Origin of the sequence: Cardiobacterium hominis (assembly GCF_900637305.1) — a bacterium.
GTDB lineage: Bacteria > Pseudomonadota > Gammaproteobacteria > Cardiobacteriales > Cardiobacteriaceae > Cardiobacterium > Cardiobacterium hominis.
The window spans coordinates 297644-320483 of sequence record NZ_LR134365.1 but is presented as its reverse complement, the minus strand read 5'-3'; the positions used below and the strand labels follow the sequence as shown (position 1 = coordinate 320483).

The 22840-nt window shown below is 59.8% G+C and carries 22 protein-coding genes and 1 pseudogene; 16 read left to right on the top strand and 7 right to left on the bottom strand.

Annotated features, from left to right (window positions below; genetic code table 11):
• Positions 1-95: 95 nt before the first annotated feature.
• Together EL199_RS01420 and EL199_RS01415 are read right to left on the bottom strand one after the other, a co-directional pair.
• Complete coding sequence (locus EL199_RS01420; protein WP_004141020.1) at positions 96-665, bottom strand: XAC2610-related protein; 570 nt, start codon at positions 663-665, stop codon at positions 96-98.
• A 374-nt stretch (positions 666-1039) separates the two neighbouring features.
• Entirely contained in the window at positions 1040-1951 is a 912-nt protein-coding gene (locus EL199_RS01415) for a LysR family transcriptional regulator (protein ID WP_004141022.1), read from the bottom strand.
• 88 nt (positions 1952-2039) lie between these two features.
• Between EL199_RS01415 and EL199_RS01410 the strand changes: the two genes are divergently transcribed.
• The 3 genes from EL199_RS01410 (at position 2040) to ettA (ending at position 5518) form a co-directional block, all read left to right on the top strand.
• The gene (locus EL199_RS01410) at positions 2040-2978 is read left to right on the top strand and encodes an MBL fold metallo-hydrolase (protein ID WP_004141024.1); all 939 of its coding nucleotides are present in this window, start codon (positions 2040-2042) and stop codon (positions 2976-2978) included.
• A gap of 24 nt (positions 2979-3002) precedes the next feature.
• Entirely contained in the window at positions 3003-3668 is a 666-nt protein-coding gene (locus tag EL199_RS01405) for a type 1 glutamine amidotransferase domain-containing protein (protein WP_004141028.1), read from the top strand.
• Positions 3669-3853: 185 nt separating this feature from the next.
• On the top strand, positions 3854-5518 hold the full coding sequence (gene ettA, locus EL199_RS01400) for an energy-dependent translational throttle protein EttA (RefSeq protein ID WP_004141031.1): 1665 nt from the start codon (positions 3854-3856) through the stop codon (positions 5516-5518).
• A 212-nt stretch (positions 5519-5730) separates the two neighbouring features.
• Here the strand turns inward: ettA and EL199_RS01395 are convergent, their stop codons facing one another.
• Together EL199_RS01395 and EL199_RS01390 are read right to left on the bottom strand one after the other, a co-directional pair.
• On the bottom strand, positions 5731-7023 hold the full coding sequence (locus tag EL199_RS01395; RefSeq protein WP_004141041.1) for an HlyC/CorC family transporter: 1293 nt from the start codon (positions 7021-7023) through the stop codon (positions 5731-5733).
• 9 nt (positions 7024-7032) lie between these two features.
• Positions 7033-7827, bottom strand: a complete 795-nt coding sequence (locus tag EL199_RS01390; RefSeq protein WP_004141042.1) for a cytochrome C assembly family protein — start codon at positions 7825-7827, stop codon at positions 7033-7035.
• 74 nt (positions 7828-7901) lie between these two features.
• On the opposite strand from EL199_RS01390, the gene ffh reads away from it, so the two are divergent.
• Together ffh and EL199_RS01380 are read left to right on the top strand one after the other, a co-directional pair.
• Positions 7902-9263, top strand: a complete 1362-nt coding sequence (gene ffh / locus EL199_RS01385; protein WP_004141043.1) for a signal recognition particle protein — start codon at positions 7902-7904, stop codon at positions 9261-9263.
• Positions 9264-9354: 91 nt separating this feature from the next.
• Positions 9355-9597 (top strand): annotated as a pseudogene (locus EL199_RS01380) (TonB-denpendent receptor); the annotation flags it as partial.
• An 82-nt stretch (positions 9598-9679) separates the two neighbouring features.
• Here the strand turns inward: EL199_RS01380 and grxB are convergent.
• Entirely contained in the window at positions 9680-10327 is a 648-nt protein-coding gene (gene grxB / locus EL199_RS01375; RefSeq protein ID WP_040355344.1) for a glutaredoxin 2, read from the bottom strand.
• A 126-nt stretch (positions 10328-10453) separates the two neighbouring features.
• Between grxB and EL199_RS01370 the strand changes: the two genes are divergently transcribed.
• Positions 10454-11428, top strand: coding sequence for an IS30 family transposase (locus EL199_RS01370; RefSeq protein ID WP_126315954.1), 975 nt, complete (start codon positions 10454-10456; stop codon positions 11426-11428).
• Positions 11429-11473: 45 nt separating this feature from the next.
• Here EL199_RS01370 and rapZ read toward each other — a convergent pair whose 3' ends face one another.
• Positions 11474-12331 (bottom strand): RNase adapter RapZ, encoded by an 858-nt coding sequence (rapZ, locus tag EL199_RS01365; RefSeq protein ID WP_040355138.1) that lies wholly within the window; start codon positions 12329-12331, stop codon positions 11474-11476.
• Between the two features lie 116 nt (positions 12332-12447).
• Here rapZ and fumC point away from each other — a divergent pair, with 116 nt between their 5' ends.
• The 7 genes from fumC (at position 12448) to tatC (ending at position 19869) form a co-directional block, all read left to right on the top strand.
• Positions 12448-13836, top strand: coding sequence for a class II fumarate hydratase (gene fumC, locus EL199_RS01360; RefSeq protein ID WP_004141050.1), 1389 nt, complete (start codon positions 12448-12450; stop codon positions 13834-13836).
• A 59-nt stretch (positions 13837-13895) separates the two neighbouring features.
• Positions 13896-14447 (top strand): hypothetical protein, encoded by a 552-nt coding sequence (locus tag EL199_RS01355; protein WP_004141053.1) that lies wholly within the window; start codon positions 13896-13898, stop codon positions 14445-14447.
• A 276-nt stretch (positions 14448-14723) separates the two neighbouring features.
• Positions 14724-15908, top strand: coding sequence for an acetate/propionate family kinase (locus EL199_RS01350; RefSeq protein WP_004141055.1), 1185 nt, complete (start codon positions 14724-14726; stop codon positions 15906-15908).
• Between the two features lie 10 nt (positions 15909-15918).
• A complete protein-coding gene (gene pta / locus EL199_RS01345) occupies positions 15919-18006 on the top strand; it encodes a phosphate acetyltransferase (RefSeq protein WP_040355142.1) in 2088 nt (695 codons plus the stop codon).
• 151 nt (positions 18007-18157) lie between these two features.
• Complete coding sequence (locus EL199_RS01340; protein WP_004141058.1) at positions 18158-18391, top strand: Sec-independent protein translocase subunit TatA; 234 nt, start codon at positions 18158-18160, stop codon at positions 18389-18391.
• A gap of 9 nt (positions 18392-18400) precedes the next feature.
• Positions 18401-18835, top strand: a complete 435-nt coding sequence (gene tatB, locus EL199_RS01335; RefSeq protein WP_004141059.1) for a Sec-independent protein translocase protein TatB — start codon at positions 18401-18403, stop codon at positions 18833-18835.
• Positions 18836-19095: 260 nt separating this feature from the next.
• A complete protein-coding gene (gene tatC / locus EL199_RS01330) occupies positions 19096-19869 on the top strand; it encodes a twin-arginine translocase subunit TatC (RefSeq protein WP_004141061.1) in 774 nt (257 codons plus the stop codon).
• A gap of 48 nt (positions 19870-19917) precedes the next feature.
• Here tatC and EL199_RS12760 read toward each other — a convergent pair whose 3' ends face one another.
• Positions 19918-20079 carry a hypothetical protein gene (locus EL199_RS12760; RefSeq protein WP_004141063.1) on the bottom strand — a complete coding sequence of 54 codons (162 nt, stop codon included), beginning with the start codon at positions 20077-20079 and terminating at the stop codon, positions 19918-19920.
• Positions 20080-20144: 65 nt separating this feature from the next.
• On the opposite strand from EL199_RS12760, the gene xseA reads away from it, so the two are divergent.
• From xseA to EL199_RS01315, 3 genes are all read left to right on the top strand, one after another.
• Positions 20145-21347, top strand: coding sequence for an exodeoxyribonuclease VII large subunit (xseA, locus tag EL199_RS01325; RefSeq protein WP_004141065.1), 1203 nt, complete (start codon positions 20145-20147; stop codon positions 21345-21347).
• An 80-nt stretch (positions 21348-21427) separates the two neighbouring features.
• Positions 21428-21946, top strand: coding sequence for a DUF2271 domain-containing protein (locus tag EL199_RS01320; protein WP_004141066.1), 519 nt, complete (start codon positions 21428-21430; stop codon positions 21944-21946).
• Positions 21947-21958: 12 nt separating this feature from the next.
• Positions 21959-22756: a DUF4198 domain-containing protein gene (locus EL199_RS01315; RefSeq protein WP_004141068.1), complete on the top strand. Its 798-nt coding sequence runs from the start codon at positions 21959-21961 to the stop codon at positions 22754-22756.
• The last annotated feature ends 84 nt before the right edge of the window (positions 22757-22840 follow it).

Here is a 22840-nt window from a genome sequence, read left to right as displayed (position 1 = left end):
TTTTGCCCACAGCGATTCGGGGAAAACTGCGGGGCGCCTTGTGGACAAGCGCCCCGGCGCCATGATGCGGCGGCGGTTTTTCAGGTTGCCTGCAATCATTTGCCTTTCGGCTTTTTGTGTGCGTTGGTGTTTTTGAGGCGGAGCATCTCCCAGCCGCCGTTTTTCCAGCAGTAGTCTTCCTCGTCGTAATCCATGATGCTGCTTTTGTATTCGACACGGATGCAGCCCTTGCGGATGACTTCGACGTTGCCGTCGATGGCGATGCCTTGTCCGTCGGGCGGTGTTTGAAACTGCCGTGTGGCGGGATTGAAGAGGTACAGTTCGTCGGCAGACTGGGTGTAGGCGCCGACGATGCGCACGGCGATGTCGGGGTGGCCGTCGCCGTTGTAGTCCTGGATGTTGACCAGGCCGCTGATTTTTTCTTTAAGCGGACCGAAGTCGATGATCTCTTCAATGATTTGCACTTTGCCGGTTTTCTGGTCGGTGATTTTCACCTGGTAGGTGTCGTCGGGGAGGATTTGGGTTTCGACGGCAAAGGGAAAACCGGCGGGCGTGGGGACGGTATAGGTGGCGACGGGCGCCGCATCGGTGGTGGATACCGCGCTGTCGGCGGCAAAAGCAGGGACGGAGGCGGCAAGGAGCAGGGCGGGGATAATGTGTTTCATGGAAGATCCTTTATTTGGGATTGGAATGGCGAAGCGGCGCTTCGCGGTAAGATAGCCTGAAAAAGTCTATTCCGTTTTCAGGCTGCCTTAATTTTACTGCGATACGTCCCAAGAGCTGTTTACAATACAACCCGCCCTGTTGCGGACTTCGCCCTGCGGACGTCCAAACAATATACAAGGGTAGCGACCTAGGTATATGCAAACAAATCCGGCGATTGCGGCAAAACATCAGCGCCCGGCAAGTCCGCCGCAGACACGGACAAAAGCCAAACATTTCATAGCAAGGACACCGGAAAAAGTTTCCCATAGAATAGCGCTCCCATTCCAACCAACGCAAAAAGCGATGACACTACTGATAGTTATCGCGGCGGACGTTAACCCGCGCGTTCCCACGGTGCTTTTTGCCAACGCGCAATGAGAAATTCGCTGAAGCGCAGGATGCGCTGCGGCGTCGGTTCGCGTCGCACCCGCACGATGCTGATGCCACCCGGCGGCGTTTGCCAATCGGGCAGGACGCGGCGCAGACTGCCGTTTTCCAGCGCCTCGCACACATCCCACGTTTCGCGCAGAGAAATGCCCAAACCCGCCATACACCAAGCGTGCAGCACCTCGCCGCTGTCGCTGCTCAAATGCGGGCTTACCCGCACCACCGCTTCCGCGTCGCCGTTTCGCAGCGTCCAACTGTCGGCGGCAAGCCCCGGATAGGCAAAACGCAAACAGCGGTGTTCGCTCAGCTCGGCGGGCGACTGCGGACAGCCGTACTCCGCCAAATACGCCGGAGACGCCACCAAAATACGGCGATTGACGGCAATCCGCCGCGCAATCAGGCGCGAATCGGCCAACTCGCCCATGCGGATGGCCAAATCAAAATTCCCGGCAAACAAATTGCAGACCTCGTCCGACAAACACAGGGAAAATCCCACCTGCGGATAGCGGCGGCTGAAATCGGCAACGGCGGCGGCAACATACTTGCGCCCGAACGGCGCTGGTGCGGTCAAACGAATCATGCCGCGCATCCCGTCTGCGCCCTGCGCCAACTCGCGCATCTCCGCCAATCCGTCCAGCACGCTGCGCGCCTTGTCGCGTAACGCCTCACCCTCGTCGGTGAGGCGCAAATTGCGGGTGTTACGGGTAAAAAGAGCCACCCCCAGCGCCGCTTCCAGCCGCGCCACCTGCTTGCTCGCCACCTTCGGCGCCACATTCAAAGCACGCGCGGCGGCAGAAAAGCTGCCGCATTGCACCGTCTGCAAAAACACAGCGAGATCATCGGGAAGAATTGGGTTCATATCAGGGAAACTCCTGGTCGATTACGCGGCTTTTTAGCATAAAACAAAGCCCGCACAATGCGCATCCCCCAACCATGGAGAAAACCCGATGAAAAAAACCCTCCTACTGGCGCTCGCCCTGGCCGCTGCCTGTGCCGACGCAGCGCCCGCTTACTACCGCCAACAAATCGGCGACTTGCGCGTTACCACCCTCTTTGACGGCACGCTGCACCTGCCGCGCGGCGACATCAAAAACATCCCGGCCGAAGACGTGGCCAAACTCCTCGCCGACAGCAGCGCCAACGAAGACGAAGGCGGCATACTGGCCTCGGTCAACGCCTTTCTCATCGAACGCGGCGGCGAAAAAGTACTGGTGGACAGCGGCACCGCCGACTGCTTCGCCACCAAACCCGACAAACTCGGCCAAGTGCCAGAAGCGCTGGCCGCTGCCGGTATCAACGCCGCCGACATCAAAAACATCCTGCTGACACACGGCCATTCCGACCACCTCTGCGGCCTCATCAACGCCGACGGCAGCGCCACCTACCCCAACGCCACCGTCTGGATAAACGCCGCCGAAAACCGCTACTGGCACAGCGACGCCGAAAAAGCCAAACTGCCCGAAGCCGTCCACTTCCTCTTCGACCAAGCGCGCGCCGCCCTCGCCCCCTACGAAAAAGCAGGCAAACTCAAAACCTTCACCGACGGCGACACCCTGCCGCTCACTGCCAAAGCGGTGAACGCCAACGGTCACACCATCGGCCACAGCGCCTTCCTCTTTAACAACGAACAAGGCGCGGCGCTCTTGGTCTGGGGCGACCTCGTTCACTTCCCCTCAGTACAATTCGCCCGCCCTGATGCTGCCTACAGCTTCGACTACGACCCCGCCGCAGGCATCGCCTCGCGCCAACGCCTGATGCAACAAGCCGCCGAACAACACCTGACCGTCGCTGGTGCGCACCTGCCCTACCCCGGCATCGGCCGCGTCAACAAAGACAACGACGGCCGCGCCTACCGCTGGCGCCCGGTCGAATACACCCCGCAATAACCCCCACCACCACGGAAAAAAACAATGAACAAACGCATCCTCTTCATCCTCACCAGCCACGACCGCAAAGGCGATGCACCGAGCGGCTACTACCTCTCAGAAGTCAGCCACCCCTACTACATCCTGCGCGACGCCGGATACCAGATCGACTTCGCCAGCCCCAAAGGTGGCAAAACCCACGTGGACGGACTCGACCTGAGCGACCCCGACAACGCCGCCTTCTGGAACGACGCCGCCCTGCGCGCACAAACCGAAAACACCCTCGCCCCCGCCGACATCAACGCCGACGACTACGCCGCCATCTACTACGCGGGCGGCCACGCCACCATGTGGGACCTGCCGCACAGCCCGGCGCTGGACGCCATTGCCGCCCGCATCTACGACAACGGCGGCGTTGTCGGCGCCGTCTGCCACGGCCCGGCGGGACTGCTCAACATCCGCCTGGCAAACGGCCGCTACCTGATAGAAAACAAACAAGTCGCCGCCTTTACCAACGACGAAGAACGCGCCGTCGGCCTCTACGACACCGTGCCGTTCCTCCTCGCCGACGCCTTGCAAGAACGCGGCGCCACCCACCTGCCCGCGGCGAACTTCCAAGCCCAAGTCGTGATTAGCGAACGACTGGTCAGCGGACAAAACCCCGCCTCGGCACGCGGCGTCGCCCGGGCGATGCTGTCGCTACTGCGCTAACAACACCGCAGCGCGCCAAAAAACCCCGCTCCCGTTACGACGGCAGCGGGGTTTTCCGCCGCATTGACGCTGTCCGCTGTCTTCCCGCCTCAGGCGCACATAAACAAACAAACGCGTCATAACCAGGACACCAGAAAAAGATTCCCATAGAATAGCGCCCCCCTTCATCACGAAAACAAAAACCAATGAGCCAATACGTATTTACCATGAACCGGGTGAGCAAAGTCGTCCCCGGTGGTCGCTTCATCCTCAAAGACATCTCCCTCTCCTTCTTCCCCGGCGCGAAAATCGGCATCCTCGGCTTGAACGGCGCGGGCAAATCCACCCTGCTGAAAATCATGGCGGGCGTGGATACCGACATCCAGGGCGAGGCGCGGCCGCAGCCCGGCATCAGCATCGGTTACCTGCCACAAGAGCCGCAGCTTGACCCCGAAAAAAGCGTGCGCGAAGTCGTCGAAGAAGCGATGAGCGACATGAAAGACGTGCAAGCGGAACTCGATGCCGTTTACGCCGCCTACGCCGACCCGGAAGCGGATTTTGACGCGCTTGCCGCCAAACAAGCCGAGCTGGAAAACAAACTGGCCGCGGGCGGCGGGCATGATAACGAACGCCGCATGGAAATCGCCGCCGACGCGCTGCGCCTGCCGCCGTGGGAACAACCAATCGCGACACTCTCCGGTGGCGAAAAACGCCGCGTTGCCCTCTGCCGCCTGCTCCTCTCCAACCCGGACATGCTGCTTTTGGACGAACCGACCAACCACCTCGACGCCGAATCCATCGCCTGGCTGGAGCGCTACCTGCACGACTTCCCCGGCACCGTCGTCGCCGTTACCCACGACCGCTACTTCCTCGACAACGTCGCTGGCTGGATCCTCGAACTCGACCGCGGCGAAGGCATCCCCTACCAGGGCAACTACTCCTCCTGGCTGGAACAAAAAGAAAAACGCCTGGCTGTAGAAGAAAAACAAGAATCCGCGCACCGCCGCGCCCTCAAACAAGAACTCGAATGGGTGCGCAACAACCCCAAAGGCCGCCACAGCAAAAACAAGGCGCGCCTCGCCCGCTTCGACGAACTCTCCGGCAAAGAATTCCAAAAACGCGCCGAAACCCAGGAAATCTACATCCCGCCGGGCGAGCGCCTCGGCGACAAAGTCATCATCGCCGAACACCTTGCCAAAGGCTACGCGCACAAAGCCCTCTACGAAGACCTCAGCTTCAACCTGCCGACCGGCGCCATCCTCGGCATCATCGGCCCGAACGGCGCGGGCAAGTCCACCTTGTTCAACATCCTCGCCGGCAAAGACACGCCGGACGCGGGCACCATCGAAATCGGCGATACCGTACAAATCGCCTTCGTGGATCAATCGCGCGACGCGCTGGACGGCAACAAAACCGTGTGGGAAGAAGTCTCGGACGGCCTCGACAACATCATCGTCGGCAACTACACCATCCCCAGCCGCGCCTACCTCGGCCGCTTCAACTTCAAAGGCGCTGACCAGCAGAAGCGCGTCGGCGACCTCTCCGGCGGCGAACGCAACCGCCTGCATCTGGCGAAACTCTTAAAAAGCGGCGGCAACGTGCTGCTCTTGGACGAGCCGACCAACGATCTGGACGTGGAAACCCTGCGCGCGCTGGAAGAAGCCATCCTGGCCTTCCCCGGCTCGGCGCTCATCATCTCGCACGACCGCTGGTTCCTCGACCGCGTGGCGACGCACATCCTCGCCTTTGAAGGCGACTCGCAAGTCGAATTCTTCCCCGGCACCTACAGCGAATACGAAGCCGACCGCAAACGCCGCCTGGGCGACGAAGCCGACCAACCGCACCGCATCAAATACAAGCGCATCCAATAAACCCGCTAAAAAAAACCGCCCTCAGGGCGGTTTTTTTAGTCATCCACATAAAGTTTTAGACAAGGCGCGCGGCTGAAAACAACGCCATAGGTGCGCCTCGGCGTACCGTCGCGTAAGTATTTGTTTCTTAATCAATGGTGTGCCAAGACGCACCCTATAATCCCTCGATGTGTATGTAAATTTGCGATGCAAAATCTCGTCGGTGCGGCGCGTCAGTCTTCCTCCGCCGCCACCGCGTCCGCATTCAGCCGGATTTCGGCGGCAGAGACGATGCCGTCGGCAAAATCCAGCACGCGCGCGCTACAGCCGGGCAGTTCGATTTCGGTGCCCGCTTCGGGGAAGTTGCCCAGCGTTTCGATGATGAGGCCGGAAAGGGTGTTGGGGCCGTCCAGCGGCAGTTTCAGGCCGAGTTCGCGGTTTAACTGGCGCAGCGGGATGCCGCCTTCAACGGTGTAGAGATTTTCTTGTTGTTCGATGATTTCCGGCGGCGCGTCGGCGGTGTCTTCGTCGCCGATGTCGCCGACGATGTGGGTCAGGATGTCTTCAAGGGTAATCATCCCCTGAATGTCGCCGTATTCATCGACGACGAGGCCGCTGCGCGCTTTCGCCTGGCGGAATTGCAGCAGCTGTTTGCGCAGCGGCGTGCTTTCCGGGACGAAGTGGCAGGGGCGCAGCACTTGTTGCAGGCGGGTTTTGTCGAGGCTGTTGTCGCGCAGCGGCAGGATGATGTCGCGGATGTGCAGCATGCCTTCGGCCTGGTCAAGGTGGTCACGGTAGGCGACGAGGCGGCCGTGGCGGCTGCCGGTTATTTGCCGCAGGATGTCTTCCCAGTCGTCGTTCAGATCCACGCCTTCGAGTTCGTTGCGCGGTACCATCGCTTCGCTGACGGAGACGTCCTCAAGTTCGAGGACGTTGAGCAGCATGTCCTGCTGTTCGCTGTTTTCGTCGTCATCGCCGCTCTGGCTGGACTGGACGATGCTGCGCAGTTCGTCGTTGCTTAAGGCTTCTTCGACGGCGTTTTCGGTTTTGATGCCCAGCGGGCGCAGGATGAGGCGGACAATGGCGTTTAAGAGGCGCACCAGCGGCGAGAAGATGCGCACCAGCCAGGCAAGCACCGGCGCGACGGGCAGGGCGATGCGTTGTGCGTTGGTCGCGGCCAGCGTTTTCGGCGCGACTTCGGAGAAGACGAGGACGACGACGGTCAAGATGATGGTGGAGAGCAGCACGCCAAGGTCGCCGTAAAGACGCAGGCCGATGATGGTGCCGAGCGAGGTGGCGGCGATATTGACGAAGTTGTTGCCGAGGAGGATGGTGCCGATGAGGCGGTCGGTGTGTTTGAGCAGGTGGCTGGCGCATTTGGCGCGCTTGTTGCCTTCGTCCGCGAGGTGTTTGAGTTTGTAGCGGTTGAGCGACATCATCGCGGTTTCCGAGGCAGAAAAAAACGCCGAGAAAGCGAGGCAGATGATTAAAGCGAGGATTAACAGCCCTAGCGGAATGCTGTCCACGATAGCTCCTTAATGGTTGAGGATAAATTGCAAAATGACGTTGCTCAGGACATAACCCGTGAGCAGCAGGATGAACGCGGCGCACATTTCCAGCACCAGCGTGAGGCCGCGTTGTTCGCGGATGTAATAGGAAAAGAGCATCCAGCCGAGGGCGAGCCAGGCGAGGAGCGTCAGCACGGTTTTATGGACGAGGTGCTGCGCAAAGAGATCATCGACAAACATCCAGCCGGTAAGCAGGGCGATGGCAAGCAGGATAAAACCGGCGACCGCCTGCAGCATCATCACCCGTTCGAGGCTGACCAGCGAGGAAACACTAATGTCTTTCAATTGTTTGCGTTTTAAGCGACGGAACAGCCAGCCATAGAGCGCGGCGTGGAGGAAAGCGAGCGAGATGAACGTCCAGGCGGCGATGGAAGTCAAAATATGCCACCACATGCCGGGCGAAAGATGCGGGGCGAACGGCTTGTCGCTGACGAAAACGAGCGGCAGGGCGACGGCCACAGCGCTGACCAGACAAATCACCACACCGCCGAGCGCCATGGAGGCGCGCCACAGCCAGAAAACCGAAATACAGGCGACGAACCAGGCGTTCACCGACACCATGTTGAAAATCGAAAGATTGAGATGACCATTGGCCTGGAGCGAGACAATCAGCGACAGCGCATGCCCCTGACAGGCGCAGACCAGAATGCCCAACACCCACAGCGGGTTGATGCGGCGCAGCGGCTTGCGGTACACGCGGACAAAACCGGCGGCGGCGGCAATATAGGCAAAAATGGTAAACAGCGGCAGCCAAAGCTGCATAAAACGTCCTGCGAAAAATGGGAAGGCGGCTATAATACAACAAAATTTCACGTTACCAGCCCAAAGGAAAGCCCATGTTTGACAACCTTAGCGAACGCTTGCAAGGAACCTTCAAAAAACTGCGCGGCCAGGCTCGCATCACCGAAGAAAACATCACCCAGGCCCTGCGCGACGTGCGCATGGCGCTGATTGAGGCGGACGTCGCCCTGCCAGTGGTCAAAGAAGTCATCGAGACCATCAAAAACGCCGCCATCGGCCAGGAAGTCAGCCTCAAACTCTCGCCCGACCAGGCCTTTATCAAAACCGTCAAAAACGAACTCGTCCGCATCATGGGCGAAGAAAACAGCGCGCTCAACCTCGCCACCCAGCCGCCGGCGGTCATCCTCATGGCGGGTCTGCAAGGCTCGGGGAAAACTACATCGAGTGCCAAACTCGCGCGCAAACTCATCAACGAAAAGAAAAAAGTCGCGCTCGTTTCCGCTGACGTGTACCGTCCGGCAGCGATAGAACAGCTGAAAACGCTGGCCGGACAAGTCGGCGCGACCTTCATTCCGTCCGATGCCAGCGAAAAACCGGCGGACATCACCGCGCGCGCCTACGACTTTGCCAAACGCCAATACTTTGACGTCCTCATCGTCGATACCGCCGGCCGCCTGCACATCGACGACGCGCTGATGGACGAAATCCGCACCCTGCACGCGCAGCTGAAGCCGATAGAAACCCTGTTCGTGGTGGACGGCATGACCGGCCAGGATGCCGCCAACACCGCCAAAGCCTTCAACGACGTACTGCCGCTCACCGGTGTTGTCCTTACCAAAATCGACGGCGATGCGCGCGGCGGGGCGGCGCTCTCCATCCGCCACATCACCGGCAAACCGATCAAATTCCTCGGCGTCGGCGAAAAAACCGAAGCGCTCGAAGCCTTCCACCCCGACCGCATCGCCTCGCGCATCCTCGGCATGGGCGACGTCCTCGGCCTCATCGAAGACCTCGAACACCAGGTGGACGAAGAAAAAGCGCGCAAACTCGCCACCAAAATGGCGAAAGGCAAAACCTTCGACCTCGACGACTTCCGCGAACAACTGCACCAAATGCAGCTCATCGACATGGACAAAATGCTGGAAAAAATCCCCGGCATGGGCAACATCCCGCAGGCGGTGAAAGACCAACACCTCTCGCCGAAAAAAATCCGCCGCCAGGAAGCCATCATCCTCTCCATGACCATGCAGGAGCGCCACAACCCGGACATCATCAAAGGCTCGCGCAAACGCCGCATCGCCGCGGGCGCGGGCGTGGACGTGCCAGAAGTGAACCGCCTGCTCAAACAATTCAAAGAAATGCAGACGCAGATGAAAAAATTCCGCAGCAGCAAAATGCTGCGCATGCTCGGCGCGAGCAAAGGCGCACTGCCGATGGGCAAACTGCCGTTCAAATAAACATCGCTTTTGCCCGCAGAAAAACGCCCTCCCCGTGAGGGCGTTTTTTATGAAAGAACGACCACTACGAAACCGCCTACAGCAAAACGCGACCATAGGCGGCGGAGTGAACGCGATGAGCGGCATCAAAAGCTCGCAGGGCGTGCGCGGCGGCGGTTACGCCACCTTTGACCTGATGGCGGCCTACCGCATCACCCCGCAGCTCAACCTGCAAATGAACGTGGACAACCTCTTTGACCGCAAGTACTACACCCGCGTCGGCAGCACCAACACCTTCAACATCCCCGGCGCCGAACGCAGCATCATGGCGACCCTGCGCTACGACTTCAAATAACCGGATAGCGCCTTGAACGCTATAAATGAAAAACTACCGCAAAAAAAACGCCTCTGGTTGCGGCGTTTTTTGTGGGCGCTGCTCAAATAGCGCGGTCATCAAAAAGCGGCACGCGGCTATGCGCGCTCATCGCCTCCACATAGCGGCGGATTTCCGCCGGATAGTGCACACCCTTGACCATGGTGAGGTTGCGCAGTACGGGGAAGGTGATGATGTCTTCATAGCCAAGACGCGCGCCGAGGTGGTCTGGGCTGGTAATGAGCGGCAGCAGCGCGGGCAGGTCTTCATGCAGGCGGGCGAGCAGTTCGTCCGTGCGCGCGAGGTTTTCCGCAAAATCGCCGTACTGCGCGCTTTTTTTCGCGGTGTAGTAGGCGCACGCGGATTCTGTCGCAAATTCTGGCAGGCCGATGCGGATGCTGCGCGGCGAGAGCAGTTTGCCGCTGTATTCGTTCACCTGGTTCAGCCAGGCTTGCACTTCGGGGCGGATGGTCTCGTCCAGGCGTTCTTTGCCCGCGTATTCATCGAGGTAGCGGACGATGTCAAGGCTTTCGCCCATCGCCGTGCCGTCTTCTTTTATCAGGATGGGCACCATTTTTTTGCCAACGAGACCGATGGGGGTCTCTTCGTCGTCGTTGGCGAGCGGGATTTGTTCGACGTTGAGCCCGCGCAGGCCGATAATCATGCGGGCGCGGACGCAGAAGGGGCAGTGGTCGTAGTGGTAGAGTCTCATCATTCAAGTGTCTCCGGCTAGGGGTTGGATTTATACGGCGAATTTACAATTCAAGTGCAACAGCTACAAAAAAGACATCCATAAGCGATACTGCAAAAAACATCAAAACATTGCAGGAGACCGAAAATGGATGCCTACAGTCATATTACGCCCATTGAGCGGGGTTGCATAATGACTTTGTTCAACCAAGGTCATTGCCCCGCTGCTATTGCCACCATGTTGAAGCGTCACAGATGCACCATCTTGCGCGAACTGAAGCGCAATAGCGCTGGCGAAAACTACGACGCCAGCAAGGCGCAGGAGAAATACGACAGCAGGCGTAAGCTCTGCCGCCGCAAGCGTAAACTTGATGACCCGGAACTTTTTGCCCTGGTCAAGGAGAGGTTTCTGAAACTGCACTGGTCGCCGGAGCAGATTCAGTACCGCTTGCGCCACGAAGGCCGCACGCACGCCATCAGCTACGCGACTATCTACCGCGGTATCTACGCCAAGCGTTTCAATGACCCCGACTGGGTGATAAGCGGCAAGCAAAGGCTGCGCCACCGTGGCAAGAAGCGGCGGCGCAAGGGCGAGCCGACACGTGATAACTTCCCGGTTGAGCATGCGCTGTCGGAGCGTCCGCCAGAGGCACAGGCGCGGGAGCGCATGGGCGACTGGGAAGCCGATACCGTTGCAGGCGTGGTGGGTGGTGCGGTGTTGCTGACGTTGGTTGACCGCAAAAGCCGCTATCTGCGGTGCGTTCGGCTGGAGAAGAAGACGGCGGACGGCGTGAATGCGGCGATGATTGAAGCCTTGCGCGAGCAGACGGTGCTCAGCATCACGCCAGACCGGGGCAAGGAATTTGCGCGGCATGCGGTGGTGGCGGAGGCGTTGGGGATAAAAATATACATTCCGCCGCCGTACCAGCCGTGGCAACGCGGCACGAACGAGAACACCAACGGCTTGTTGCGTGAATATTTTCCGAAGCATCAGGATATTGCGCAATATCCAGATGATTACATTGAAAAGGCGGTGCTGGCATTGAATAACCGCCCGCGCAAGTGTTTGCAGTGGAGAACGCCTTATGAAGTACATTTTGACAAGGCGTTGCACTTGGTTTGACAATTCGCCACATACAGCTGAGCGCTCGATGTGTATGTAAGCGGGTTATGAGGAATGGCTCTTGCGGTCGCGGTGTTCGACGTGCAGCCCGGGGAAATCCGGTTTGAGCAGGGCGGCGATTTGTTCGGTAACGTACACGCTACGGTGCTGGCCGCCGGTGCAACCGATGCCAACGGTGAGGTAAGCGCGGTTGCTGCCTTGGACGAAGGCGGGCAGCCAGTTTTTCAGGTAGGCGGCGGTGTCGGCAACGAAGCGGCGCGGTTCGTCGTATTGTTCGAGGAAGGCGATGACCGGCGCGTCGCTACCGCTGTAGGCGCGAATGGCCGCATCCCAGTAGGGGTTGGGCAGAAAGCGCACGTCAAAGAGGAAATCGGCATTGACCGGCGTGCCGTGTTTGAAGCCAAAGGATTGCAGGGTGATGATGAGCGCCGGCGCGGCGTCGCCGAGAACGGTGCGCAGGCGGTCTTTGAGCTGATAGACGCTGTAACCGCTGGTATCGAGGATGATGTCGGCGAGGTTCATCAGGGGATTGAGCAGATGGCGTTCGTATTCGATGGCTTCCGGCAGGGCGCGCGCGCTTTCGGCGCGGATGTGCAACGGGTGCGGGCGGCGCGTTTCGCTGTAGCGGCGCACGAGGACGTCGGTATCGGCGGTGAGGAAAAGGATTTGAATCTCCGCCTGCTGGCGCAGTTCGCGGATTTTCTCCGGCAGGGCGGCGAGATCGACGGCGTTGCGCGAGTCCATCGCCACCGCCACCGGCTGCGCCTGTTTCGGCGCAAAATCGCGCACGAGGCTGGCAAGCAGCGCGCTTGGCAGATTGTCGATGCAGTAATAGCCGAGGTCTTCGAGGGTGTCCAGCGCGATGGTTTTGCCTGCGCCGGCCAGGCCGGTGATGATGAGCATGGTGGTTTCCTTTCCTGGGGGTTGAAGCGCCATTTTAGGCGCATCCGGCGGGGTTTGCACGGGCGGCGGTGTTATAATTGCCACACTTTTTCACACGTCAACACGAGGTAAACATCATGACAACACGCACCGAACACGACACCATGGGCGACGTTCAAGTTCCGTCCGAAGCCTACTGGGGCGCGCAAACCCAGCGCAGCTACCAGAACTTCAAAATCGGCGGCGAAACCCTGCCGCGCCCGCTCATCTACGCCATGGCGCTGGTGAAAAAAGCCGCCGCGCTGACCAACGCCGGCCTCAGCCGCATCCAGCAAGAACAGGCCGACCTCATCGTCCGCGCCGCCGATGACGTGCTGGGTGGCAAACTGGACGGCCAGTTCCCGCTCGTCGTCTGGCAGACCGGCTCCGGCACACAGTCCAACATGAACATGAACGAAGTGCTGGCGAACCGCGCCAACGAACTGGCCGGTACCGGGCTTGCCGCCTACAAGCCAGTGCATCCGAACGACCACGTGAACCACGCTCAATCCACCAACGACAGCTTCCCGACCGCGATACACGTCGCCGCCGCACAAGAAATCAACCACCTGCTGATTCCGGCAGTACAAAAACTGCGCGACACCCTCGCCGCCAAAGCCAAAGCCTTTGAACCCATCGTCAAAATCGGCCGCACCCACCTGCAAGACGCCACCCCGCTCACCCTCGGCCAAGAATTCTCCGGCTACGTTGCCCAGCTTGACCACGGCCTCGCCCGCCTGCAAGACGCGCTCAAATACCTCTACGAACTGCCGCTCGGCGGCACCGCCGTCGGCACCGGCCTCAACAGTCACCCCGACTTCGCCGTCAAAGCCGCGGCACAACTGGCGCAACTCTCCGGCCTGCCCTTTGTCACCGCGCCTAACAAATTCGAAGCGCTCGGCGGACGCGATGCTGCCGTCTTCGCCTCCGGCGCGCTGAAAACGCTTGCCGCCAGCCTCAACAAAATCGCCAACGACGTGCGTTGGCTCGCCAGCGGCCCGCGTTGCGGCCTGGGCGAAATCAAAATCCCGGAAAACGAGCCCGGCTCCTCCATCATGCCCGGCAAAGTGAACCCGACCCAATGCGAAGCGCTGTCCATGGTCTGCTGCCAGGTTTTCGGCAACGACGTCACCATCAACATGGCGGGCGCCTCCGGCAACTTCGAGCTGAACGTCTATATGCCGGTGATTGCCTACAACCTGCTGCAATCCGTGCGCCTCTTGGGCGACGCCTGCAACAGCTTCAACGACCACTGCGCCGTCGGCATTGAGCCCGTGCCGGAAAAAATCGACTACTTCCTGCATCACTCGCTGATGCTGGTAACGGCGCTCAACCGCAAAATCGGCTACGAAAACGCGGCAAAAGTCGCCAAAACCGCCTATAAAAACGACAAATCGCTGCGCGAAACGGCGATAGAACTCGGCCTGCTCTCCGGCGAAGAATTTGACGCGCTGGTGGTGCCTGCCGACATGGTGCATCCGAAATAACATTTGGCATAAAGAAAGCGCCGCATTGCGGCGCTTTGATTTAAGGAAAGAAGTATAGGATGAAGATAAAAAAGATTTATCTGCTCATGGCAGCACTGATGTTGTTGGAGGGGTGCGCCTATACAGACAAGATTATAGGTCCCTTCAAAGCACAATTCACCAAGATGGAAGAACCTGTAGATGGTGACCGTGCCCGTGTTCGTGTAATTTCATCTACTTATAAGGTGCGGGCAACCGTTGGATCTGACTGTATCGATTGGAAGCGTACCGCATCCGTACTTGGCGGTTTTTCTGATACGCATGATTATGATGGGAGAATAATTCCTGGAATGCCGGATCCTAATTCTCATCGCAACAAGAAGAGATTTGCTGAATTCTACGTACGTGCTAATGAACCCATTACGCTAATACAGGTGCAAACGCCGGGTTATACGGCCATCTGTTTTTTGGCGGCAACATTTGTTCCAGAAAAAAATCATGACTATGATTTTACTGCTGATTCTGAATGGATTGTTGATGGGTATGAAAAACAATGTTCTATCATGATTAGTGATATTACGGATGGTAACAGTACCCCCATTAAAATCGAAGAGGCAAAAGAGTGTCGCTAAATCGCACTTGCGTAGGGAGATGCGCCTGACATTTTTTTGCACCATCTGCGCCGTCGCGTCGCTGGCAACACGTACACCGCATCGCCGCGGCAATAGCGGCCATCTTGACGCATCCTCATGACAGTCACGCCTCTCAATCTTGGTGACGTTCTACGACACTTTTTGTCACCCTACTGACGCTTAACCCGCGCCACTACAGCATCTCCCCTGCCGCCGCCCGCTTGCCCCGCTTTTTTGTTAAAATCGCGCCGCTTTTTATCCAACAGGAAATCTTTCATGTCGCACTATATTTTTGTTCTGAACTGTGGCTCTTCCAGCCTGAAATTCTCCGTCATCAACCCGGAAAACGGCGAGGAGCCGCTCAAAGGCCTGGCCGAACGTCTGGGCGTTGGCGGGGTCGGCAATATCACCATCAAGACCGCCGCAGGCGGCAAAACCGAGCAGCAGCTTGACCCCGGCACGCACCAGGAAGCGCTGCACGTCATCGTCGCCGCGCTGAAAAAAGAAGGCCTGATGGACAAAATCAAGGCAGTCGGCCACCGCATCGTGCATGGCGGCGAATATTTCGCCGAATCCGTCCTCGTGGATGACGATGTGCGCAACAAGATTGTGGACTGCATCCGCCTTGCCCCGTTGCACAACCCGGCGCACGTCACCGGTATTGACGCCGCGCGCGAAGCCTTCCCCAACCTGAAACAGGTCGTCGTCTTCGATACCGCCTTCCACCAGCACATGCCGCAGCGCGCCTTCCTCTACGCGTTGCCGTACAAGCTCTACACCGACAACAAAATCCGCCGCTACGGTTTCCACGGCACCTCTTACCGCTACATCGCCAGCCAGTTGCCGGAAAAACTCGGCATCGCCAAGCCGAAAGCCGTCGTCGCCCACCTCGGTAACGGCGCCTCCGTCGCTGCCGTGGATTTCGACCATTCTGTGGATACCACGATGGGTCTGACCCCGCTGGAAGGCGTGGTACACGGTACCCGTTCCGGCGATGTCGATCCCGCCATCTTCGGCATCCTTACCGGGCAAATGGGCATGAGCCCGAAAGAAGTGGATGACATGCTGTGGAAACAGTCCGGCCTGCTTGGTCTCTCCGGCATGTCCAACGACTGCCGCACCGTGGAAGAAGCCTATGCCAAGGGCGACGCAGCGGCCATCCGCACCATGGAGGTCTATTGCTACCGCCTCGCCAAGCACATCGCCGCGCAGATGGTCGGTCTCGGCGGTGCTGATGCTATCGTCTTCACCGGCGGTATCGGCGAAAACTCCTCGCTGGTGCGCGAGAAAACCATCGCCCTGCTCGAATATCTCGGCTTCAAACTCGATAGCGCGAAGAACCATGAAACCTTCCGCGGCAAGGAAGGCAATATCGCCGCCGCGGGCAGCAAGCCGGTGTGGGTCATCGCTACCAATGAGGAGCTGATGATTGCCCGCGATACCGATGCGCTCAGCGCGTAAGGAGGGCGACATGGCAAAAGCAATCCTCGTCGTCGCCACCCACCCCGGCATCGGCCTGACTTCTACCGTTCTCGGCCTCTACCACGCCCTTGACCGCAAGGGCGTCAAGGTCGGCTTCCACAAACCGGTGATGCAATATGACGTCGAAAGCCAGGACGTCGATCACAGCCGCGCCGTGCTGCTGCACTCCTCGCGCGCCGTCGGCGATGACGCGCTGGTCATCCGCCCCGAAGCGGTGCAACAGGCGCTGGATGCGGACAATCTCGACGAACTGATGGAAACCGTCATCCAGAACTTTGAAGCGGCCAAAGGCGATGCCGACGTCGTCATCATGGAAGGCCTGCTGGAAACGCCGAACGTCCCCTACGCCGGCGAATGCAACCGGCAAATCGCCCGCGCGCTCGGCGCAGACGTCATCCTCCTTTCCGACGCGCGCGTCTCCAGCATCGCCCGTCTGGAAAACCGCCTCGACTTCGCTGCCAACGCCTTCGGCGGTTACGAAAAAGGCCACCTGCTCGGCGCGATTGTGAACTACGCCGACGGCGCCGGCGCGCTCAGCCGCGCCGAAATCGAAAACAGCAAAGCCTTCAACGCCAACTTCAAACTGCTCGGCGTCATCAGCAGCCGTCCGGAAATCGCCGCGCCGCGCGTCAGCGACCTGCAACAACACCTCGATGCCACCGTCCTCTTTGAAGGCGAAAGCAGCACGCGCCGCATCCTCGATTACGTCCTCTTTGCGCGCACCCCGGCCAACGCCGCCGACTTCCTCCGCCCCGGCTACTGCATCTTCCTCCCCGCCGACCGCGACGACGCGCTGATGGCAACCACCATCTCCGCCAAAGCAGGCAACAACCTCGCCTGCCTCGTCCTCACCGGGCCGCTGCCCGCCTCCGACGTCGTCATGAACCTGTGCAAACCGCTGATCGAAGAAGCCAAACTGCCGGTGTTGCACCTCGGCACCAGCAGCTGGGAAATCAGCAAACTCATCGAAAAATTCAACCGCTACATCCCGGTCGATGACGAACAGCGCATCCGCGAGACCAAAGAATACTTCGCCGACGGCATCAAAGACGACTGGTTCGCAGGCTACCTCAGCGCCGCGCGCAGCGTCAGCCTCTCGCCCGCCGCCTTCCGTTACCAAATCGTGCAGCGGGCGATTGCCGCACAAAAAACCATCGTCCTGCCCGAAGGCGACGAACCGCGCACCGTAGTCGCCGCCAGCATCTGCGCCGAACGCGGCATGGCGCGCTGCGTCCTGCTCGCCAAACCCGAAAGCGTACAGGCCGTTGCCGCACAACAAGGCGTCACACTGGGTGATAACATCACCATCATCGACCCCGCCGCCGTGCGCGAAAAATACGTCGCCCGCTTGGTAGAGTTGCGCAAAGCCAAAGGCATGACCGAAGACCAGGCGCGCGAAGCGCTCGAAGACGGCGTCATGCTCGGCACCATGATGCTCGAAGCGGGCGAAGTCGATGGCCTCGTCTCGGGCGCGGTACACACCACTGCCAACACCATCCGCCCGCCGCTGCAAATCATCAAAACCGCCCCCGGCGCCAGCATGGTGTCTTCCGTCTTTTTCATGTGCCTGCCCGACCAAGTGCTGGTCTATGGCGACTGTGCCATCGTCCCCAACCCGACCGCGGACGAACTCGCGCAAATCGCCATCCAGTCGAACGACAGCGCCAAAGCCTTCGGCATTGAGCCACGCGTGGCGATGATTTCCTACTCCACCGGCAGCTCCGGCTCCGGCGCGGACGTCGAAAAAGTCAAAGAAGCGACTGCCAAAGTGCGCGAACTGCGGCCGGACATCCTCGTCGATGGCCCGCTACAATACGACGCCGCCGCCGTCGAATCCGTCGGCAAACAAAAAGCGCCGAACAGCCCGGTCGCCGGACAGGCAAGCGTCTTCATCTTCCCCGACCTCAACACCGGCAACACCACCTACAAAGCGGTGCAGCGCTCTGCCAACGCCATCTCGATGGGCCCGGTACTACAAGGCATGCGCAAACCGGTGAACGACCTCTCGCGCGGCGCGCTGGTCGATGACATCGTCTACACCATCGCCATCACCGCCGTCCAAGCGGCACATTCCTGAAAGCCCCTCGTCATAACCCGTGTTTTCCCAAACATCCTCGTGCAAAAGCCCCTCTCCCTTTGGGAGAGGGGTTGGGGTGAGGGCAAAACGCCGCAGCGGCACATGACACCATCTCCATAAAATCAAATACCGCAAACCGCAAGGAACCCCTATGGGAATCAGCCCAATCCAACTCCTCATCGTCCTCATCATCGTCGTCGCCATCTTTGGCACCAAAAAACTCGGTAACGTTGGCGCCGACCTCGGCCAAGCCATCAAAGGCTTCAAAAACGCGATGAAAGACGAAGAAAAACCCGCCGACAAACTCGAACACCAAAAAACCGACGCTGCCGATACCCGCATCATCGAAGGCGAAGCGCGGCGCGAAGAAGAAAAAACCAAATAAGGCCAGGCCGTGTTTGACATCGGATTCTCCGAACTCGTCGTCCTGGGCGTCATCGGCGTGGTTGTCATCGGGCCGCAGCGCCTGCCCGAAGTCGTGCGCACCGCGGTCATCACCGTGCGCAAAATCCGCCGCGCCTTCAGTGACGTGCGCGCCGACATCGAACGCGAGCTGGATTTGGACGACATGCGCAAAATCCTGCACGAAGCCGACATGAAAGCGCACATCAACCAACTCAACCAGGACATCATGGACCTGGACAAAGGGGCCCGCGCCCTCGGTGACGACATCAAAACCGACCTCGAACACGCCTACGACGGCTACACCCCGGAAGACGGCGAAGCCGAAGCCGACACCGGCGTCGAGCCGCCGCGTCCAACAGAAAAAACAGCCGTGACGACGGACGCCGCAGCGCCCGAACCGCCCGAAAAAGAACCGGAAAAATAAAGCGCTTCTTGTCCGCAAACCCCAACGGTTTATACGGCCCCCGTTTATAGCGATACACCGAAAGCCTCAGACAAGGAGCGCCGCCGAAGACAGTACGTGGTTGTACGGCGCGGGTTTCCCATAAAAATGGCTTCGCCATTTTTATGGGTGCCCGGTCAGGCGGCGCAACACCGTATGAGGCTTTCGGGGGATTGCTATACATACACCCTGAGCGCTCAAGTGTAGTAAACGGCAGAATCCCCAAACACCATCCACGACCCATGAGCCAAAACCCCAACACCCCGGAAAACGACGACCCGGAAATGCCCATCGTCGAGCACCTCATCGAACTGCGCACTCGCCTGCTGCGCATCATTTACGCCCTCGGCGGCGTATTCATCCTGCTGCTGCCATTCCGTAACCGCGTGTACGAAACCTTCGCCCTGCCCGTGCTGAACAACATGCTGCCCGGCCAGACCATGCTCGCCTACGACGGCATCGACATCTTCCTCACGCCGATCAAAGTCTGCCTCTTTCTCGCCTGCCTCTTTACCATCCCGTGGATACTCTACCAAGTGTGGGCATTCGTCGCGCCGGGGATGTACCGCCACGAAAAACGGCTGGTGCGCCCCATCCTCATCTCCTCCACCGTGCTCTTTTACACCGGCGTACTCTTTGCCTACTTCGTCATCCTGCCGATACTCTTTAGCTTCCTCGCTGGCATCGAACTCAAAGGCGTCGAATACAAACCGGACATCACCCAATACATGAACCTCAGCCTGACGATGTTCATCGCCTTCGGCGCGGCGTTTGAAGTACCGGTCGCGACCGTCATCTTCATCATGCTCGGCATCGTCCACCCGGAAACCCTTTCCAAAAAACGCCCCTATATCATCCTCGCCGCATTTACCATCGGCATGCTGCTCACCCCGCCGGACGCCATCTCGCAAACCCTGCTCGCCGTCCCCATGCTCATCCTCTTTGAAGCGGGGCTGTACATCGGCAAACGCCTGCTCGCCAAACGCGAGGCGGAGGAGAGCCAAAGCGGCTCTTAAAATCCGGCGGATAGGACAAAAAAGGAGCTATTCATCGTCTGGCGGGCATTATCGGGTAGGCGTGTCATTCGGCAGGGAGCAGGCGGGCGACGGGGCGGGCGGTGCAGCGATGAGCCAGAGTAGCAGGCGGTAAGGGCGGAAGGGGTCGTAACGCCGCCAGATGAGGGTGTTGGCGGACTGGCGGTTGGCGGTAAACAGCGGGCGGGGCATGGTTGGCGCGGGTGGTTGCGATAGGGCGCAGTATAATGCCGCCCCGCATTTCCGCAGCCACCGCCATGATCACCTACACCGTCAGCCAGCTAAACGCCCGCATCCGCGCCCAACTTGAAAGTGATTACCGCGATATCTGGGTCGAAGGCGAAATCAGCAATTTGAGCCGCCCCGCTTCCGGTCATCTTTACTTCACCCTCAAGGATGATGCGGCGCAAGTCGCCTGTGCGCTGTTCAAGGGCAACAGCTACCGCCTCAGCCTGCCTGCGCGCGAACTGGCCAACGGCCTCGCGGTGCGCGTGCATGGCCGCGCCACCCTCTATGAGCCGCGCGGCAACTACCAGCTCGTCCTCGACCAGATTGAAGCGGCGGGCATCGGCGCGCTCGAAGCTGAACTCAAACGCCGCCGCGACATGCTCGCCGCCGAAGGTTGTTTCGATGCCGCGCGCAAGCGCCCCATCCCGCCCGCGCCGCGACAAATCGGCATCATCACCAGCGCGAGCGGCGCCGCCATCCACGATGCCCTCACCACCCTGCGCCGCCGCAACCCGCTGGTCGGCGTCATCATCTACCCCTCGCTCGTCCAGGGCGAACAGGCACCGGCGCAACTCATCCGGCAAATCGAGACTGCCAACCGCCGCGGCGAATGCGACACGCTGCTGCTCATCCGCGGCGGCGGCAGCCTCGAAGATCTGTGGGCGTACAACGACCCCAACCTCATCCGCGCCATTGCCGCGAGCGCCATCCCCATCATCAGCGGTGTTGGCCACGAAACCGACGTGACGCTGGCCGACCTTGCCGCCGACCTGCGCGCACCGACGCCGACAGCCGCCGCCGCGCACAGTTGCCCCGACCTCGGCAGCAGCTTTCAGCACCTCGCCCGCCTCAAGGAGCAGCTGCATGGCGCAACCCGCCGCCGTCTGCAAAACGCGCAACAGCGCCAGCAAACCCTCGCACACCGCCTGCACCAACAAAACCCGCAGCGGCAAATCCGCACCGCACAACAACGCGCCGACCAGCTCGGCGAACGCCTGCATGCCGCCGCCCACCGCCGCTGGCAGCGCGAACAAACGCGGTTGAGCGCACTGATGCAACACCTGCACCACCTGAGCCCGCTCAACGTCCTGCAACGCGGCTACGCGCTGGCCTACAACGCCGAAGGCAAAACCCTCGCGCGCAGCGATGCCGTCCAGCCCGGCGACAAAATCAGCGTTCGCCTCGCCAGCGGCCGCCTGCACTGCACCGTCAATCGCCGCAGCAAAAATTGACGGCACAAAAATCTGCCGAATATTGCGAACCATTCCCAAACAAACTATCATCGCGCCTCCATTCACCCACAGGAAAAATCATGAAAAAAACCCTCCTCACCGCAGCGCTGCTGCTCGCCACCAGCGTCCAGGCAGCGGACTTCAACATAGAAGTCACCATCCCCGACATCAAAAGCAACGAATACCACCGCCCCTACGTCGCCGTTTGGGTGGAAGACAGCGACAAAAAGCTGGTCGAACACCTGAGCCTGTGGTACTTCATCAAGGGCAAAGACGACAACCCGCAGGAAGGCCTCAAATACCTGAAAGAACTGCGCAATTGGTGGCGCAAGGGCGGCCGCAGCCTGAAGCCATTGCCCGATGCCATCACCGGCGCCACGCAAAAACCGGGCAAACACAACATCGAAATCAAGTCCGACGACCCGCGTCTCGCCAAACTCAAAGACGGCAGCTATACCCTGATGATTGAAGCCGTGCGCGAAGAAGGCGGCATTGAAGCGGTCAGCATTCCCTTCAGCCTGCCAGTCAAAGCCAAAACAGAAGCCAAAGCCAGCGGCAAGAGCGAACTTGGCGACATCACCCTCACCATCACCCCGTAACAGGAGCTTCCCATGAAACGCACCCATCTCGCCGCGCTCATCCTCATCGCCAGCAGCGTCGCCAGCGCGCACAACGTCTGGATACGTCCGAGCTCCACCCAGCTTTCCGGCGAAAAAGACTACGTCACCATCGACAACGGCGCCTCCGATTTCCCCTTTGACGTCAACCACCGCGGCCGTCCGGCAGAAAACCTGCACGCCTACGCGCCAGACGGCAAAGAAATCGAAAAAGAAAACCTGATGGCCGGCAAACTGCGCACCAGCTACGACGCCAAGCTGACCCAACAAGGCACGCACCGCTTCACCGACGAACTGCACTATATCCAGTTCAACTACGACGACGGCGGCAAAAGCGTGCGCTGGCGCGGCAGCCCGGAAAAATACCAAAAAGAAAACCCGATGGCGGACAAGAAGCGCGAAAAATACAAACAGCGGACGCTCAATACCGAGACCTTCGTCACCCTCGGCGAGCCGACGGCAGAAGTGCTCAAGCCTGCTGCCAAGGGGCTGGATCTCGAATACCTGACCCACCCGAACGAACTCTACGCGGGCGAAACCGCCAAATTCCGCGCCGTTTATGACGGCAAGCCGCTGGCCAACGCGCGCGTGCGCCTCGCGAAAGACGGCATGCGCTACCGCACGCACGACTTCATCGAACTCAAAAGCGACGCCGACGGCCTCATCACCATCGACTGGCCGGGCGCGGGCATGTACTGGCTTTCCATCGAACACGAAGTGCCCAGCGACATCGTCAAGGACGCGCCTCACGTCCTCGAATACGACGCCGGGCTGGAAGTCCTGCCGCTCTAAGGCACCGCTTCTCCCAAAAGCAAGCCACCCGTCAGGGTGGCTTTTTTTTTAATGTCCGCCGTATTCTGCGCCCCTTTGCGGTGG

Coding starts and splice junctions, on each gene's coding strand:
- pta (WP_040355142.1), top strand. CDS start 15,919: ATGGCAAAAGCAATCCTCGTCGTCGCCACCCACCCCGGCATCGGCCTG.
- EL199_RS01410 (WP_004141024.1), top strand. CDS start 2,040: ATGAAAAAAACCCTCCTACTGGCGCTCGCCCTGGCCGCTGCCTGTGCC.
- ettA (WP_004141031.1), top strand. CDS start 3,854: ATGAGCCAATACGTATTTACCATGAACCGGGTGAGCAAAGTCGTCCCC.
- rapZ (WP_040355138.1), bottom strand. CDS start 12,331: ATGCTCATCATCACCGGCCTGGCCGGCGCAGGCAAAACCATCGCGCTG.
- EL199_RS01370 (WP_126315954.1), top strand. CDS start 10,454: ATGGATGCCTACAGTCATATTACGCCCATTGAGCGGGGTTGCATAATG.
- EL199_RS01390 (WP_004141042.1), bottom strand. CDS start 7,827: ATGCAGCTTTGGCTGCCGCTGTTTACCATTTTTGCCTATATTGCCGCC.
- ffh (WP_004141043.1), top strand. CDS start 7,902: ATGTTTGACAACCTTAGCGAACGCTTGCAAGGAACCTTCAAAAAACTG.
- grxB (WP_040355344.1), bottom strand. CDS start 10,327: ATGAGACTCTACCACTACGACCACTGCCCCTTCTGCGTCCGCGCCCGC.
- EL199_RS12760 (WP_004141063.1), bottom strand. CDS start 20,079: ATGCCCCGCCCGCTGTTTACCGCCAACCGCCAGTCCGCCAACACCCTC.
- EL199_RS01340 (WP_004141058.1), top strand. CDS start 18,158: ATGGGAATCAGCCCAATCCAACTCCTCATCGTCCTCATCATCGTCGTC.
- tatC (WP_004141061.1), top strand. CDS start 19,096: ATGAGCCAAAACCCCAACACCCCGGAAAACGACGACCCGGAAATGCCC.
- EL199_RS01320 (WP_004141066.1), top strand. CDS start 21,428: ATGAAAAAAACCCTCCTCACCGCAGCGCTGCTGCTCGCCACCAGCGTC.
- EL199_RS01355 (WP_004141053.1), top strand. CDS start 13,896: ATGAAGATAAAAAAGATTTATCTGCTCATGGCAGCACTGATGTTGTTG.
- fumC (WP_004141050.1), top strand. CDS start 12,448: ATGACAACACGCACCGAACACGACACCATGGGCGACGTTCAAGTTCCG.
- EL199_RS01315 (WP_004141068.1), top strand. CDS start 21,959: ATGAAACGCACCCATCTCGCCGCGCTCATCCTCATCGCCAGCAGCGTC.
- xseA (WP_004141065.1), top strand. CDS start 20,145: ATGATCACCTACACCGTCAGCCAGCTAAACGCCCGCATCCGCGCCCAA.
- EL199_RS01415 (WP_004141022.1), bottom strand. CDS start 1,951: ATGAACCCAATTCTTCCCGATGATCTCGCTGTGTTTTTGCAGACGGTG.
- EL199_RS01420 (WP_004141020.1), bottom strand. CDS start 665: ATGAAACACATTATCCCCGCCCTGCTCCTTGCCGCCTCCGTCCCTGCT.
- EL199_RS01405 (WP_004141028.1), top strand. CDS start 3,003: ATGAACAAACGCATCCTCTTCATCCTCACCAGCCACGACCGCAAAGGC.
- EL199_RS01350 (WP_004141055.1), top strand. CDS start 14,724: ATGTCGCACTATATTTTTGTTCTGAACTGTGGCTCTTCCAGCCTGAAA.